Origin of the sequence: Pseudomonas sp. BIOMIG1BAC, from assembly GCF_001705995.2 — a bacterium.
Lineage (GTDB): Bacteria > Pseudomonadota > Gammaproteobacteria > Pseudomonadales > Pseudomonadaceae > Aquipseudomonas > Aquipseudomonas sessilinigenes.
In genome coordinates this window covers 2,280,930-2,294,305 of record NZ_CP049045.1, presented here as the reverse complement: position 1 = coordinate 2,294,305, position 13,376 = coordinate 2,280,930, and the positions used below count along the sequence as shown (strand labels likewise).

Annotated in this window: 18 protein-coding genes; 8 read left to right on the top strand and 10 right to left on the bottom strand. The window is 60.7% G+C overall.

Going from position 1 to position 13,376, the window contains the following annotated elements; translation table 11 throughout:
* Window positions 1–729 (top strand): aspartate/glutamate racemase family protein, encoded by a 729-nt coding sequence (locus ATY02_RS10930; RefSeq protein ID WP_068577312.1) that lies wholly within the window; start codon window positions 1–3, stop codon window positions 727–729.
* 12 nt (window positions 730–741) lie between these two features.
* Here ATY02_RS10930 and ATY02_RS10925 read toward each other — a convergent pair whose 3' ends face one another.
* Window positions 742–1,665, bottom strand: coding sequence for a LysR family transcriptional regulator (locus ATY02_RS10925; RefSeq protein ID WP_068577314.1), 924 nt, complete (start codon window positions 1,663–1,665; stop codon window positions 742–744).
* A gap of 125 nt (window positions 1,666–1,790) precedes the next feature.
* Between ATY02_RS10925 and ATY02_RS10920 the strand changes: the two genes are divergently transcribed.
* Window positions 1,791–2,537, top strand: coding sequence for a 3-oxoacyl-ACP reductase family protein (locus ATY02_RS10920; RefSeq protein ID WP_068577316.1), 747 nt, complete (start codon window positions 1,791–1,793; stop codon window positions 2,535–2,537).
* A gap of 81 nt (window positions 2,538–2,618) precedes the next feature.
* Here the strand turns inward: ATY02_RS10920 and ATY02_RS10915 are convergent, their stop codons facing one another.
* The 3 genes from ATY02_RS10915 to ATY02_RS10905 all read right to left on the bottom strand — a co-directional run bounded on the left by ATY02_RS10915 (window position 2,619) and on the right by ATY02_RS10905 (window position 4,096).
* The gene (locus ATY02_RS10915; RefSeq protein WP_068577318.1) at window positions 2,619–3,314 is read right to left on the bottom strand and encodes an HAD-IA family hydrolase; all 696 of its coding nucleotides are present in this window, start codon (window positions 3,312–3,314) and stop codon (window positions 2,619–2,621) included.
* A 149-nt stretch (window positions 3,315–3,463) separates the two neighbouring features.
* On the bottom strand, window positions 3,464–3,625 hold the full coding sequence (locus ATY02_RS10910) for a hypothetical protein (protein WP_164823640.1): 162 nt from the start codon (window positions 3,623–3,625) through the stop codon (window positions 3,464–3,466).
* A 105-nt stretch (window positions 3,626–3,730) separates the two neighbouring features.
* On the bottom strand, window positions 3,731–4,096 hold the full coding sequence (locus ATY02_RS10905) for a glycine zipper domain-containing protein (RefSeq protein WP_083235850.1): 366 nt from the start codon (window positions 4,094–4,096) through the stop codon (window positions 3,731–3,733).
* 432 nt (window positions 4,097–4,528) lie between these two features.
* Between ATY02_RS10905 and ATY02_RS10900 the strand changes: the two genes are divergently transcribed.
* On the top strand, window positions 4,529–4,747 hold the full coding sequence (locus tag ATY02_RS10900) for a hypothetical protein (RefSeq protein ID WP_164823639.1): 219 nt from the start codon (window positions 4,529–4,531) through the stop codon (window positions 4,745–4,747).
* A gap of 277 nt (window positions 4,748–5,024) precedes the next feature.
* Here the strand turns inward: ATY02_RS10900 and ATY02_RS10895 are convergent, their stop codons facing one another.
* Both ATY02_RS10895 and ATY02_RS10890 read right to left on the bottom strand, forming a co-directional pair.
* Entirely contained in the window at window positions 5,025–5,357 is a 333-nt protein-coding gene (locus ATY02_RS10895) for a DUF2388 domain-containing protein (protein ID WP_068577323.1), read from the bottom strand.
* Window positions 5,358–5,423: 66 nt separating this feature from the next.
* Window positions 5,424–6,062, bottom strand: coding sequence for a TetR/AcrR family transcriptional regulator (locus tag ATY02_RS10890; RefSeq protein ID WP_164823638.1), 639 nt, complete (start codon window positions 6,060–6,062; stop codon window positions 5,424–5,426).
* 92 nt (window positions 6,063–6,154) lie between these two features.
* Here ATY02_RS10890 and ATY02_RS10885 point away from each other — a divergent pair, with 92 nt between their 5' ends.
* Entirely contained in the window at window positions 6,155–7,162 is a 1,008-nt protein-coding gene (locus ATY02_RS10885; RefSeq protein WP_068577326.1) for an alpha/beta hydrolase, read from the top strand.
* A 4-nt stretch (window positions 7,163–7,166) separates the two neighbouring features.
* Here ATY02_RS10885 and ATY02_RS10880 read toward each other — a convergent pair whose 3' ends face one another.
* Window positions 7,167–7,604, bottom strand: coding sequence for a hypothetical protein (locus tag ATY02_RS10880; RefSeq protein ID WP_068577328.1), 438 nt, complete (start codon window positions 7,602–7,604; stop codon window positions 7,167–7,169).
* An 85-nt stretch (window positions 7,605–7,689) separates the two neighbouring features.
* The gene (locus tag ATY02_RS10875) at window positions 7,690–8,514 is read right to left on the bottom strand and encodes a hypothetical protein (RefSeq protein ID WP_206600610.1); all 825 of its coding nucleotides are present in this window, start codon (window positions 8,512–8,514) and stop codon (window positions 7,690–7,692) included.
* A gap of 126 nt (window positions 8,515–8,640) precedes the next feature.
* Between ATY02_RS10875 and ATY02_RS10870 the strand changes: the two genes are divergently transcribed.
* From ATY02_RS10870 to ATY02_RS10855, 4 genes are all read left to right on the top strand, one after another.
* Complete coding sequence (locus tag ATY02_RS10870; RefSeq protein WP_068577333.1) at window positions 8,641–8,949, top strand: hypothetical protein; 309 nt, start codon at window positions 8,641–8,643, stop codon at window positions 8,947–8,949.
* Entirely contained in the window at window positions 8,946–9,350 is a 405-nt protein-coding gene (locus ATY02_RS10865) for a hypothetical protein (protein WP_068577335.1), read from the top strand. Before ATY02_RS10870 ends, ATY02_RS10865 begins: the two co-directional genes overlap by 4 nt.
* Before the next feature lie 348 nt (window positions 9,351–9,698).
* Window positions 9,699–10,418, top strand: a complete 720-nt coding sequence (locus ATY02_RS10860; RefSeq protein ID WP_068577337.1) for a hypothetical protein — start codon at window positions 9,699–9,701, stop codon at window positions 10,416–10,418.
* 30 nt (window positions 10,419–10,448) lie between these two features.
* On the top strand, window positions 10,449–11,129 hold the full coding sequence (locus tag ATY02_RS10855; protein WP_068577339.1) for an SOS response-associated peptidase family protein: 681 nt from the start codon (window positions 10,449–10,451) through the stop codon (window positions 11,127–11,129).
* A 1,157-nt stretch (window positions 11,130–12,286) separates the two neighbouring features.
* On the opposite strand, the gene ATY02_RS10850 is transcribed toward ATY02_RS10855, so the two are convergent.
* Together ATY02_RS10850 and ATY02_RS10845 are read right to left on the bottom strand one after the other, a co-directional pair.
* Window positions 12,287–12,808 carry a lysis system i-spanin subunit Rz gene (locus tag ATY02_RS10850; RefSeq protein WP_068587710.1) on the bottom strand — a complete coding sequence of 174 codons (522 nt, stop codon included), beginning with the start codon at window positions 12,806–12,808 and terminating at the stop codon, window positions 12,287–12,289.
* On the bottom strand, window positions 12,805–13,356 hold the full coding sequence (locus ATY02_RS10845) for a glycoside hydrolase family 19 protein (protein ID WP_068587712.1): 552 nt from the start codon (window positions 13,354–13,356) through the stop codon (window positions 12,805–12,807). The genes ATY02_RS10850 and ATY02_RS10845 overlap by 4 nt, the downstream gene beginning before the upstream one ends.
* Window positions 13,357–13,376 lie beyond the last annotated feature (20 nt).

Here is a 13,376-nt window from a genome sequence, read left to right as displayed (position 1 = left end):
ATGCGAATTCTCGTGGTCAACGTCAACACCAGCGACAGCATCACCCAGGCCATTGCCCGCCAGGCCCAAGCCATAGCCGCCCCCGGCACCGAGATTGTCGGCCTCACCCCCTACTTCGGCGCCGAATCGGTAGAGGGCAACTTCGAAAGCTACCTGGCCGCCATCGCCGTGATGGACCGGGTTCTGGCCTACGACCAGCCCTACGACGCGGTCATCCAGGCCGGTTATGGCGAGCACGGCCGCGAAGGCTTGCAGGAGCTGCTGAATGTACCGGTGGTGGATATCACCGATGCCGCCGCCAGCACCGCCATGTTCCTCGGCCACGCCTACTCGGTGGTCACCACCCTGGACCGCACCGTGCCGCTGATCGAGGACCGCCTCAGGCTGTCGGGCCTGTACGAACGCTGCGCCTCGGTGCGAGCCAGTGGCCTGGCGGTGCTGGAGCTGGAGGAAGATCCGGCGCGGGCAGTGCAAGCCATCGTCCACCAGGCCGAGCTGGCCGTGGCCCAGGACAAGGCCGAAGTCATTTGCCTGGGCTGTGGCGGCATGGCCGGGCTCGACGAGCAGATCCGCCAGCGCACTGGAGTGCCGGTGGTGGATGGGGTGACCGCCGCCGTGACCATCGCCGAGTCCCTGGTACGCCAGGGGCTGTCGACCTCCAAGGTACGCACCTATGCCACGCCACGCCCCAAGCGCGTGATCGGCTGGCCGATGCGCCAGGGACGCTGAACCAGCCAACCGCTATACGGCGCTGAAGGCTTGGGCCAGGCCCTGCTCGGCAAACTGCTGGATCACGAAATCGACGAAGGCCCGGGTCTTGCCCGGCAACATCTTGTGCTCGGCGTAGTAGATCGAGGTGAAGCCATCGTCCACGTACCAGTCCGGCAGTACCCGTTGCAAGGCGCCGGAGCGCAGGTGGTTGACGGCGAACGGCATGCTCACCAGGGCTACCCCCAGCCCTTGGCCTGCGGCGATGCAAGCCGCCTCGGAGTCGCTCATGGTCATCGCGGCCTTGAGCTCCAAGGGCTGCATGGCCCCTGCTCGTCCCGTCAGCTGCCAGGTACGGATGCGCCCGGTCTGGGGCGAACGAATCAGGATGCCGCGGCAGTCGCGCAGGTCGGCGGGCTCCTCGATCGCCCCCCGGGAGCGCAGATAGGCGTCGCTGGCCACCAACACGCGATGGGCAGGCGACAAACGCCGAGCCACCACGCCTGGCGGTAATTCGAAACCACCACCGATGGCGGCATCGAACCCCTGGCCGATCAGGTCCACCTGGCGATTATCGAAATGCCAATCGGGGTGGATGTCCGGATAGCGCGCCAGGAACACCCCCAGCAGCGGCACGATATACAGGCAGCCGAACACCGTGCCCACGCTGACCTTGAGCGTGCCGGCAGGCCGCCCCTGGGCATTGGCCAGGCTACCCACTGCATTCTGGATCGTATGCAAGCTGTCGCTGACCTCAGCCAGGAACACCCGCCCGGCCTCGGTCAGGACCAAGCGTCGGGTACTGCGCTGGAACAGCCTGACGCCCACCCGCGCCTCCAGCTTGGCCACGCTCTTGCCCACCGCCGCCGGCGTCAGGCCCAGGCGCCGCGCCGCTTCGGCAAAACTGCCGACCTCGGCACTGCGAACGAAACACTCGATACTGCCGAAGGCTTCCATACTGCCTCACTCTAAACTTTTGGTTTACACAGAGTATAAGGATTACCCGCTACACAGGGCTGGATCAGCGGCCGATACTCGACCCCAGACACGAGGCAATCCGCCTTCGACTTCTGGAGATACACATGAGCACGTTCAACCTGAGTGGCAAAGTGGCCCTGATCCAGGGCGGTTCCCGCGGCATCGGCGCGGCCATCGTCGAGCGCCTGGCCGCCGAGGGCGCCAGCGTGGCCTTCACCTACATCAGTTCCGCAGGCAAGGCCGAAGCCCTGCAGGAGCGCATCATCGCCCGGGGTGGCAAGGCCCTGGCAATCCGCGCCGACAGTGCCGATGCCACAGCCATTCGTCGCGCCGTGGGCAGTACGGTCGAGGCTTTCGGGCGCCTGGATATCCTGGTCAACAATGCTGGCGTACTGGCCGTGGCGCCATTGGACGAGTTCTCGCTGGAAGACTTCGATCGGACCCTGGCGATCAATATCCGCAGCGTCTTCATCGCCACCCAGGAAGCGGCCCGGCACATGGGCGAAGGCGGTCGCATCATCAACATCGGCAGCACCAATGCCGATCGCATGCCCTTTGCCGGTGGCGGGCCCTACGCCATGAGCAAGGCTGCCCTGGTAGGCCTGACCAAAGGCCTGGCCCGGGACCTGGGCCCTCGGGGCATCACCATCAACAATGTGCAGCCAGGGCCAGTGGATACCGACATGAACCCGGCCGACAGCGACTTTGCCGCCAGCCTGATGGACTTCATGGCGGTGCGCCGCTATGGCCGTGCCGAAGAAGTGGCAGGCTTCGTGGCCTACCTGGCCAGTGCTGAAGCCGCCTATATCACTGGCGCCAGCCTGAGCATCGACGGTGGCTTCGGCGCCTGAACAGCCCGACACAAAAACGCCGGATCCCCTCGCGGTCGATCCGGCGTCATAACCCGAGTGCCACCTAGCCAGCCTTCAGCTTCAGCTCCACACCAGGTGCGGCAGCCCACAGGCCGCGGGCTGGAAACTCTTCAACGAGCGCAGGATCGCATCGGCGTGGGCGAACTTGCCATCCTCCATGGCCGGGTCGGGTATCGCAATGGCGCTCATGCCAGCGGCCTTGGCCGCCGTCACGCCAAAGGGCGAATCCTCGAATACCAGGCACTCTGCAGGTTCCACCCCCAGGCGCCGGGCGGCCGTGAGGAAGATATCCGGCGCGGGCTTGGCCGCCGTCACCTCTGGATCGTCGGCAGTGACGATGGTGTCGAACAGCGCGAACCAGTCGCCATGGCGGGTAGTTTTCTCAGCGAAGGACATCTGCGAAGAACTGGTACCCACGGCAATCGGAATGCGGTGCTCCTTGAGATGCTGCACCAGTTGCCGGGCACCGGGCATCGCCTGCGCCCGGGGGAAACGCTCGCGCATGAGCGGCTCGCGCATCACCAGGAATTCCTCGGCACTGATCGGCAAGTCCAGGGCCTGGACTATATAGCGCGCCAGATCGCCAGCCCCACGCCCGATGATGTTCTGCTTGATGCTCCAATCGTAGGTACGCCCATAACGCTCGGCGATCAGTTGGGTGATCTCGGTGTAGATGCCCTCGGTGTCCAGAAGCAGACCGTCCATGTCGAATATGACCGCCTTGATCGGTCCTAAATCGTTCAACTGTGCATTCATCGCATCTGATCCGTTAGCAAAAGTACATTCCAGGGAGCGGCTCAGGTACGACCCGTAGCACTGGGAAGCCTTTGGGTTAAAGGGTTCAGCAGCATAGCGGTGGCATTGTGTCAGGGGCAACCTGGGCTGGGACGACAAGACGACAGCCATCAGTCGCGCTTGTCGGATTGGCGATCTTGCGCGTCGGTCTCTTCTTGCAGGGGCACTCGCGCATCGTCGAGCAGGGAGCCGGGGTCTTCGTTGCCCGGATCATTGATTACCTGGGGATCGTCGTCCCCCGGCTGAGCACCCTCTGAAGTCTGCTGGGCCATGGTCGCCTCCTCGCCTTATGGGCCATGACCCCAAGTATGGCGAAGCCCGGCCAAGGCGCACAAAAAACCCGGCACAGGGCCGGGTTCTCAGGTTGATCGCAAGGATCAATGGCGTTTCTTGTGACCCATGCTGCTACCCAAGGCACCACCTGCCGCACCACCGATACCAGCACCCACGGTAGCGCCAGTCTTACCACCGAGCTGGTTGCCGATCAGCGAACCACCGGCCGAGCCCAGGCCACCGCCGATAGCCGCTTTGGCCCGGCTTCCCTTGCGCGCTCCGGCTGCGCTGCCAGCCGCTCCGGCGACACCTGCACCGATGGCGGCACCGGTGCTGCCACCGAGCTTCTGCCCCACCACATTGCCCAGCGCGCCACCCAGGCCGCCGCCAACGGCTGCACCGCCGTCACCGGCCATCGCCCCTTGAGCCAGGAGAAGTCCCATAACCAGGGCAGGTAGAGTTAAACGCATGAGTTGAACCTCGAAAAAGACTGTCGGACCGACACAAAAACCCAGGGCCGCGCCAGCCAGGATGGCTCGACGCGACAACCCCCAGTGAATTGCCGGGGAGTTGGACCGCTGATTTTAAAAGAGTTTAATGACCACGCAAAAAAAAGCCCGCTGGGGAACGGGCTAGGGTGTTGCGTTTTTAACGGATGGTTTGAGCCTACTCAGGCAGATGTGAAGAAATCGTGAAAAAAATCCCCAGCCGACCATACATTCTCCTACCCTCTGCTTATTGCGCCCGGGAGCCCGGGGTTGGGCCGGCCATCGGAAATGTAAAAAATTTCCCAGGGTATCTGAGCCAACACACTGAACGTGCTGGCTCAGGCCCAATAGAAAGCCCCGCCAAGGCGTAACGCTGTTCACTCAAAGCGAAGTGATCCCCTGTAGGAGCGAAGCTTGCTCGCAATGGTGGTTAACAGGAGTGCGCGTTTACGGGATACACGCAGCGCTCTGAAACTCATAGCGGGCAAGCCTCGCTCCTACAATTACCGCAAAGGCGAGGCTTTCGGTCGTCAGGAACGCTTTCGCTTAGGCTGTGCCCTGGGGAAGAACATCGTATTGCTGGCGACCGCTGCCGCGGTGGATTTCTTCCTGACAGCACTCAAGGAAACCTGAGCATCGGCTTCGAATGCCGCCTGTCCACAGCGCACCAAGTTGTTGATTGGGAACTCATCCCCGTTGTCTTCGATATAAGCAAGACTCCTCATCTCCCAGCTCCCTCCAACAACCGATCAGTACCGGCGACGCTCCCGGTGGCCTGGAAAATACTGATCGTCACGGCGCTTCAGACTAGACAGTCATTTACCGACCTGCCGACCAAAGCACCGCGGACGCCGACGAGCGGCCAGCCAGTGGAAGAAAAACTGATCCAGGGCAAATTTTCCGTCGGTGCTCAGCTGTCGTACGCCGCCAGGGCCCGGGCCAGGCGCATGTCGTCAGCCTCACTGGCAGGATGCAGTGTCCGATAGCAACGCAGTGCCTGCTCCAGCTGGGCGCCGCGAATCTGGCCCCCGGAACCGACGAAGGCCAGGGCATCGCCTTTGGCCGAATGAAAGATCTCGCCAGGATTGGATGTGGTGCCCAAGGTGCCGAACGTGGTCAGGCCGGTTACCCCGGTGACCATCATCGAGGCGCGGTCCACGGGGTTCCTCTCCTCTCCCGCCACCACCACGAACGGGGCGACGCACAACGCACAGATCAATAACGCCTGATTGCAACTCTTCATCAATGGATCGCCATCCTGGGCCAAGGCAAGCGCGCAACTTAGCATCCGGCGTGTCCAAACGCAGCCTCAAGCTGCGGGTGATTGCCAGCGAGATAGGTAGGCGATCATTGCCTGCTCCGCCTCGACGCAAATGGTTTCACTGATGCTGCCTTCGGCCAGGTAGCCGTACTTCATGCAGGCAAATGCGATTTCCACCGCCAGGGTAGTCACGTCCGGCTGCCGGGGCAGGCTGTCGAAGCCACCCCGGGCCAGCAGGTAGTCGCGCAGCAAGCTACCGATCATGGCGTCCTTGCGCTCGTGGGCCTGGCTGTCCAGCGGGGTGAAGTTACCGCGCAGGAGCAGCAGGCTGGCGGCCGGGTGAGCGTTGTAGTAACCGGCAACGCCGCGGATGACCCGACCGATGGCCTGCTTCCAGTCGCCCTCGGGGCCGGGCCGGGAGTTATCGATCAGCGCGGCGATACGCTCCATCTGCAGGCTCGCCAGGTGGGCGAGCAACGCGTATTTGTCCGGAAAGAACTGATAGATGCTCGCCCTCGGAACCCCGGAGCGCTTGGATATCTCGGGTATCGATGCAGCATCGGGACCCACCTCCTGCAGCAGTTGCTCGGCAGCCGCCAGCACCTTGGCCATGCGGGATTGCGAGCGCTCCTGTTGAGGCAGCCTTGCGCCCTTCTTGCCCTTGGGAGCCGACGAAGTGTCTTGCATGGGAGAAAAATCCGACATAAGTTATGTTTAAACGTGACAAATGTCACTTTTGACAAAGCGCCCTATCTTCCCTGTCCAGAGCGAGGTCCGCAATGAGCTACCAAGACCAGCATCAGTGGAAAGCCATCCAAGCCTTCCTGCCCAAGGCCTACCAGATCGACGCCAACAACGCCCCACTGGAGGAATACTGGTCGTGGCGTGGCCATGATGTGCATCTGGATCGCTTCGTCAATCCGACAGCACCGGCCAAGGTCATCCTGTTCCATGGCGTGGGTACCAACGGGCGGCAGATGTCAACGATAGCCGGCTTGCCTCTTGCACGCCTGGGGCTGGAAACGGTGGCGATCGACATGCCCGGCTACGGCGAGACCCAGGTCGCCCCAAAGGCCCAGGTACGCTATGACACCTGGGTGGAACTGGCCCACGCGCTCATTGAACACGAGCATCGCCGGGACTCGCGGCCGATCTTTCTCTATGGTCTGAGCGCCGGTGGCATGCTCACCTACCACGCAGCTGCCATGAACCAGAAGGTGGCGGGCATCATCGGCATGACCTTCCTCGATCAGCGCGTGCCCCTGGTCAGGGAACAGACCGCCCTAACCCCGCTGCTGGGCCGGTTGGGTGGGCCACTGATACACGCTCTGGCGAACACTCCGCTGGCCGGGCTGAAGATACCGATGTGGCTGGCCAGCAAGATGCATACCCTGGTCAATGACCGAGCCGCATTAAAAGCCTGCCTCAAGGACCGTACCTCGGCCGGCAACTGGGCCAGCTTGCGCTTTCTGAGCTCCTACCTGAACTACGTGCCAGTGATCGCCCCCCAAGACTTCAAGGCCTGTCCGGTCCTGCTGACCCAGCCGGCAGCGGACCGCTGGACCCCACTTAAGCTCAGCCAACCGTTCCTCGAGCGACTGGCACAGGTCGAGGTGCAGACCCGCCTGCTGGAGAACGCCGGGCACTATCCCTTGGAAGAGCCGGGGCTGACCCAGATGAACCAGGCCATTCTTCAATTCATCGAGGCGGTCCTGGCCAGTACCAGCGGGACGCCGCCCACCCCCGGTGCCCAGAACCACCCCGAGTCCCTGGGCCAACGCAGTTGAGCCCTCAGGTCCGGGCCAGGAAGCTGTCGGCGTCGCCGCCTTCGCATTTCCAGTCGGCGAACACCCCGACCAGATTGCAGGAATCACACCGGCAGCCAATGTAGTACCAGCGCACATCGTTGCTGTCGGCATAGAGCGCGACTGCCGAAGTGATCGCAAAATGTTCGTGATCACAGACACAGATATGGTTCTCGAAAGCCGCCTGCACTGCGTAGTCGGCGCTGTCGCCCAGCAGCTTGACGGCTGCGCACCGGGTGCAGGTGCTTCTGCCGGCGCCGACCTCCTCGTCGGTTTCCAGGGTGAACCGGTCGTTCCCGCAGGCGCATCGGGCAGCGTTGAACCTCACCGCTTCGTAGCTTGATTGGCTATAGCGGCGGATCTCCGGCTGGATATCCGCGTCTTCGCTGCCGTACCTGTAGCGGCCTTTCTTTGAAATCGTCATGGTGTCTCCACTGCCAGTGGTTATCCGCCGTGGATGATCTGTCGGGCCCGTCGGCGAACACCCGGGCGCCAGGCAATCCAGCTCTTCAGGCCTGTGCCGTCGCCGGGACGGGGACTTCGAACATACGGCGGATAGTGTCCTGGATACGCAAGATATCCGAGACCGCGTACAGCCCCACCGAAGGCGCCAGATGGCTGCTATCCGGAGGATGGGCGACACAGGCGGCAATCAGCGTCACCTGGCCGGCAGGATCGGGCTGGAACTTGATGCCACTCACGCCATACAGGCTCTTGCGCCGGATGCCATCGTTGTACAACTCTCCCCGGGCGGGCGTTTGCTGCAACTGTTCAAGCGTCGGCACCTGGTCGAACACCTGGGCATAGAACTCGATGATCGGGCTTTCGTTGATGCTGCCCAGGCGATGCACATAAGCGGCGTAGAACCTGCCCTCCAGGTGGATGGCCAAGACATCGCCAGCGCGGTAGAACGTTATGGAGTCAGGGAGCGCCGGCTTGCGCGCCAGGGCCACGGGAGGCGCTTGCAGGCCAGCGCTGAATTCCTGCGAGCGCTGATGAAACTTGTCCCCCAGGGCCACCGCTCGATTCAGCTCCTCGATCGCTTCCACGGCCCGGGCGGTAATACTCGGCTCGGCCAAGCCATATTTATGCAGCAGCGTGGCCAACGCGAGCCAGGCCTTGTGCCGGTAAAGCGGCGCCACCTGCGACTCATCCGCCAGCAACACGCAATTCCAGCGAGCCAGGAGGCTTGGCAACACCGCATCGTTCAGCGAGCCTTGGTGACCCTGCTGCTGTGCGACCATCGCCTTCCAGGCCAGCCGGGCAAGATCCTCGTCCAAGGCCTGGACCAGGTGCCTGGCGGCCAGTTTCTCCAGCAACTGCTGATGTTTCACAAGCTCATCTCCATTCGATGCATTGTCCAGTGCCATCCGGGGCGCTACAGCAGGCATATCCGCTGTGGCCGTTGTTTGTTTCAATGGCGGCCTGCAGCCAAGCACCTGCCCCGGGAAAATCGCGCAATGATAACGATCGACGCCTTCAAGGCATACGGCACCCGAACCGGTTCGCCTACGCAAATACCGCTGGACGAAATAACCCTGCTCGCCTCGCCCGCCACTCTCAAGGCGCTGGGGGATTTCCTGGTGCACGCGGCACAATGCATGGAGGAAGACGGCATGGAACACCTGCACCTGCAGGATGCCTGGGCCGACTTCGATCCTCGGCTCCACGTGGACCTGGTGCTGGTGAATAGCGAGCAGGCCAGCGAACACGCCCCGCAAACCACGACCGGCGACAGCGCCGGCACTCCCCACGGATGCCACCGATGAACGCCAGTCCCTCGCGTGCATCCCTATCGGCCTTACAGGAGTACGCCGCCCATTGCCTGGATGCCTACTGCCAGGCGCAAGGCATCGCGCACCCGTGCATCGACGAACTGCTGGAGCATCTGCGATCCATGGCCGGCTACCCGAACCTGGCCTTGTGGGAACAGGCCGGCGCCGGCCTGGCTCTGAACGGCCGGGGCGACGACATGCCGGCCTCGCTCTGTGCAATGCTCGATACGCAACAAGCCGAACAGTTGCAGGCGCTGGCCTGCAATGTCGTGGAAGTCGGCCTGGTAGATATGTACGGCCAGGACTCGACGCTACCCCGGCACTTCGTGGCGCAGGTGGAGGCGATGCTGGAAAGGGCAAGCGTGGAATTGCCCAGGGACAGGCACCCCGCCTGAGCGCATCAGTGCAACCGAGAACGATGAAGTTCTCGGCGGGAGGCTATTTCTGCAGGCCACAAAAAACCCCTGGAAGCTAAGAGCCTTCAGGGGTTTCTTGTATCGAATATGGCGGTGAAGGAGGGATTCGAACCCCTTCGCGTGAACCGACAGGCCGGTACAGGCCAGCAAATGCTAGGTATCGAGCCAAGGCGAGCAGCCTAAAACGGACAGTAGCGGCCTCGGTTTTGCCCTAAATTTGCCCTAAACATTCCCCTCCCCCTCACGCAATTCGTCGGCTGAAATCGCAGACTGCTTGTACATCAATTACTGTATATAAAACCAGTATCAGTTATGTAGTCTGATCCCATGAAAACCCCACCCCCTGCACACGCGAAAGCCGAGCGGATGGCACACTGGCGACGCTACCTTGACGACCATGACAGTCGCTTCAACTACCCAGAAGTGCATCGCTCAATGTGCCGCCTCATCTCGCAAGACATGCTCAACGAGCAGATCATCAGCGCCGCAGAAAAATTCGAACTCGACGAGATCGCAGATGCGGCGTACTGGCACGCCGTCGAAACGCTGATCGACTGTGAGCCGGACTTCATGCCGTCGGGTTTCTACGACCTGGTTGCGCGCGACGGCAGCCCTAGCATCGGCCGGCTTTCGGGCAGCATCTACTATCCTGCTGGCAGCAGCGATTATGCCGCGCAAGTCATTGGGGAACGGGGAAGCCGGCGCCTGGTTTTCCGCATGACCGGCGACGCATGGAAAATGGACGGCATGACTATCACAACGCCGGACGGGCGAGCGCATGATCTGGTGATCACCGGCCAACGAATCAACGGCATCGAATACACGAACATCGATGATCCGGACGTCTATCGGGCGCTTGCCGATAGCGCCACCCTGGCACTTGAGAATCACCACTTCGAAACGTACCGGCGCGCACGCCCGTTGCTTCTAGCCGCAGCATTCAAGAAGTGCCCCGAATGCCTGGACCAATTCGCTGCCCGCGAAGACTGCAAGGCCTGCGCCGGTCGGGGGTTCGTTGTCAGGGGTGGCCCAGGGTCTACAGTGTAAAAATCGCCTACGCTGGGTCGAGGTCTCAAGATGTGCGGACGACTTTCGCAGTATCGCGGCATTCACGATTTTGTGGCTGTCCTCAGCATGCCCGGCGCCTGGCAGAACAACGTCGGTGATCTGCCCCTAGGGCGCTACAACGCTGCACCAACGATGCAGCTCGCCCTCCTTCATGCTGCCGGCGACCAGCTACACGCCGACGCTGTCCGCTGGGGTTGGCGGCCGCACTGGGCGAAAGACCGCGCCGCGCCGATCAATGCCCGGGTCGAGAAAGTCGCGCATGGGCCCTTCTTCCGGCAGATCTGGCCGCATCGCGCTATCTGCCCGATAGACAACTGGTTCGAGTGGGTAGACGAAGGAGGCCCAAAGAAGCAGCCCTACCTGATCCGGCATCGCGACGGCTCCCCTATCCTTTGCACCTCAATCGGGCAACTTCCAGATCCGGACGAAGGGGCCGGAGAGCGCGACGGCTTTGTGATCATCACCGCCGACGCCCAGGGCGGCATGGTCGATATCCACGACCGACGGCCTGTAGTCCTAGCACCGGACCTGGCCAGGGAATGGCTCGATCCGGCAACGCCGAAGGAGCGTGCCGAACAGTTAGCATTGCACCAGGGCGAGCCCGCCGACGCCTTCGAGTGGTTCCGTGTCAGTACTGAGGTTGGAAAGGTGAGAAGCCAATCCCCCTCAATCATTACTCCCTTAACCTAGGCAGCACCTCCCATCATCGGATTTCAGTGGCATATAAATGCCACGTTTATTCTTCACTTCCCATCATCGGATTTCAGTGGCATATAAATGCCACGTTTATTCTTCACTTCCCATCATCGGATTTCAGTGGCATATAAATGCCACGTTTATTCTTCACTTCCCAGCATCGGATTTCAGTGGCATATAAATGCCACGTTTATTCTTCACTTCCCAGCATCGGATTTCAGTGGCATATAAATGCCATGCTTACTCTTCACTTCCCAGCTTCGGATTTCAGTGGCACATAAATGCCACGTTTATTCTTCACTTCCCAGCATCGGATTTCAGTGGCACATAAATGCCACGTTTATTCTTCACTTCCCAGCTTCGGATTTCAGTGGCACATAAATGCCACGTTTATTCTTCACTTCCCAGCATCGGATTTCAGTGGCATATAAATGCCACGTTTATTCTGCACTTCTCAGCATCGGATTTCAGTGGCATATAAATGCCACGTTTATTCTTCACTTCCCAGCATCGGATTTCAGTGGCACATAAATGCCACGTTTATTCTTCACTTCCCAGCTTCGGATTTCAGTGGCACATAAATGCCACGTTTATTCTTCACTTCCCAGCTTCGGATTTCAGTGGCACATAAATGCCACGTTTATTCTTCACTTCCCAGCTTCGGATTTCAGTGGCACATAAATGCCACGTTTATTCTTCACTTCCCAGCTTCGGATTTCAGTGGCACATAAATGCCACGTTTATTCTTCACTTCCCAGCTTCGGATTTCAGTGGCATATAAATGCCACATTTATTCTTCACTTCCCATAATCGGATTTAACAAAAACACAAACACAAAAAGTGTGCGAACAAAAAAATCCCTGCCAAGTATTGACCAACTAGCTACACCCAACATAGATTGTTAAGGCAGCACAAAAATAAACCTTCGGACACCGCAACACATGCGGTGCCTGACCAATATTAGAGGTAAAAAAAATGATGAAAACACTATTGCTAATCGCTTATATCGAAACCGTTCGCCTACTCCAACTAGCAATTAAACCATTCAAACATTAACCATTTCACCCCCCCCTTTTTGACTAGATCCGCATTTGTTTCTGCGGCTGTGTGGCCAGTAAAGATATTGGTGTATCTCTACTGGCCGCGCCTTTTCACTTCGTTGAAACAACTCCCTTCACGTAGTCCTGGCACGCGGCCAGGGCGATCAATCCTTGGTCACCGTCTCCCGCGATGGCGACAATTCGTTGAGCAGCCGCTGGGTCAAGTTCGGCTCTCGCCGCTCCATGATCCATGCCGCCGGCGCCGGCGGTGGCTGGCACCCCACAGCGACCAGCCGAGGCGGCGGTGTTGAGTAGGAATGACAGCCGCAACTCAGTAGTAGCAAGCTTGTCACGCAGGCGAACCTGGTTCGATTGAACATCGCGCAATTCCTTGTAGTGAGTTTTATCGCTTTCTTGCTGGCGATCCTCCAGAGCCCGGCGGGCGTCTTGCTGCTCGCCCTGCCAGTTGATCACCGCCGTAGCGGCCTGCTCACGGTCCGTGCTGTACGCCTCGGCCTGTTCTGCCAGGGCCTTGCCGTAGGCGTTGGCCTGCCAGGACCAGGCCAGCCAACCGCCCAGGGCGAACCCCAGCACCAGGGCCAGGGCTGGCAACAACCAGCCCGGGGCCTTCACGCCAGCACCTTAAGGGCACGCTCATACAGCGCCTGGCGATCTGCCAGGCCGTTGGTGCCGCCGTTAATGCGTTTGGTGATCGTGAGAAAGTCGCCCTTGTCGGCGAGGGTGTTCAGGCCGGCCTTCTGCCAGAACCAGCCCGCCGACAGCGCTGCATAGACCGGGTTTTCCAGTAGCTCAGGGGTATTGAGCAATCGCGAGTCGCCGAACAGCGCTTCGCTGCACGCTTCATAGTTGGTCCGGCCGGTGACCTGGATCAGCCCCCGCCCCCGGTACTTCTGGCCGTCGCCATCGGCCTGCGGCGTATTGCCCAGGCGAGCGGCCAGGGTGCCGGTGTCGTACTTGCTCAAGTACTGGTCGTTGCCTAGCTCGCGGACATAACGCAGCTGGCCGGACTCATGGCCGATCTGTGCGATGAACGCCGCGATTCGAAGTCGGGTAATGATCGCGTACTTGCTCATGGCCGCGTTGAGGGCAGGAACAAAAACGCCGGCTTTAGCGCCGGCGTTGGGAAGGATTTGCAGCAACTGCTGCTCGGTGATTGGCATATGTCGTGTCTCCAGTGGTG

Excerpts from the sequence above, each read along its gene's own strand:
- ATY02_RS10865 (WP_068577335.1), top strand. The coding sequence starts at position 8,946 with ATGAACGCCAGTCCCTCGCGTGCATCCCTATCGGCCTTACAGGAGTAC.
- ATY02_RS10925 (WP_068577314.1), bottom strand. The coding sequence starts at position 1,665 with ATGGAAGCCTTCGGCAGTATCGAGTGTTTCGTTCGCAGTGCCGAGGTC.
- ATY02_RS10910 (WP_164823640.1), bottom strand. The coding sequence starts at position 3,625 with ATGGCCCAGCAGACTTCAGAGGGTGCTCAGCCGGGGGACGACGATCCC.
- ATY02_RS10895 (WP_068577323.1), bottom strand. The coding sequence starts at position 5,357 with ATGAAGAGTTGCAATCAGGCGTTATTGATCTGTGCGTTGTGCGTCGCC.
- ATY02_RS10905 (WP_083235850.1), bottom strand. The coding sequence starts at position 4,096 with ATGCGTTTAACTCTACCTGCCCTGGTTATGGGACTTCTCCTGGCTCAA.
- ATY02_RS10845 (WP_068587712.1), bottom strand. The coding sequence starts at position 13,356 with ATGCCAATCACCGAGCAGCAGTTGCTGCAAATCCTTCCCAACGCCGGC.
- ATY02_RS10915 (WP_068577318.1), bottom strand. The coding sequence starts at position 3,314 with ATGAATGCACAGTTGAACGATTTAGGACCGATCAAGGCGGTCATATTC.
- ATY02_RS10870 (WP_068577333.1), top strand. The coding sequence starts at position 8,641 with ATGATAACGATCGACGCCTTCAAGGCATACGGCACCCGAACCGGTTCG.
- ATY02_RS10885 (WP_068577326.1), top strand. The coding sequence starts at position 6,155 with ATGAGCTACCAAGACCAGCATCAGTGGAAAGCCATCCAAGCCTTCCTG.
- ATY02_RS10860 (WP_068577337.1), top strand. The coding sequence starts at position 9,699 with ATGAAAACCCCACCCCCTGCACACGCGAAAGCCGAGCGGATGGCACAC.
- ATY02_RS10880 (WP_068577328.1), bottom strand. The coding sequence starts at position 7,604 with ATGACGATTTCAAAGAAAGGCCGCTACAGGTACGGCAGCGAAGACGCG.
- ATY02_RS10920 (WP_068577316.1), top strand. The coding sequence starts at position 1,791 with ATGAGCACGTTCAACCTGAGTGGCAAAGTGGCCCTGATCCAGGGCGGT.
- ATY02_RS10930 (WP_068577312.1), top strand. The coding sequence starts at position 1 with ATGCGAATTCTCGTGGTCAACGTCAACACCAGCGACAGCATCACCCAG.
- ATY02_RS10855 (WP_068577339.1), top strand. The coding sequence starts at position 10,449 with ATGTGCGGACGACTTTCGCAGTATCGCGGCATTCACGATTTTGTGGCT.
- ATY02_RS10890 (WP_164823638.1), bottom strand. The coding sequence starts at position 6,062 with ATGCAAGACACTTCGTCGGCTCCCAAGGGCAAGAAGGGCGCAAGGCTG.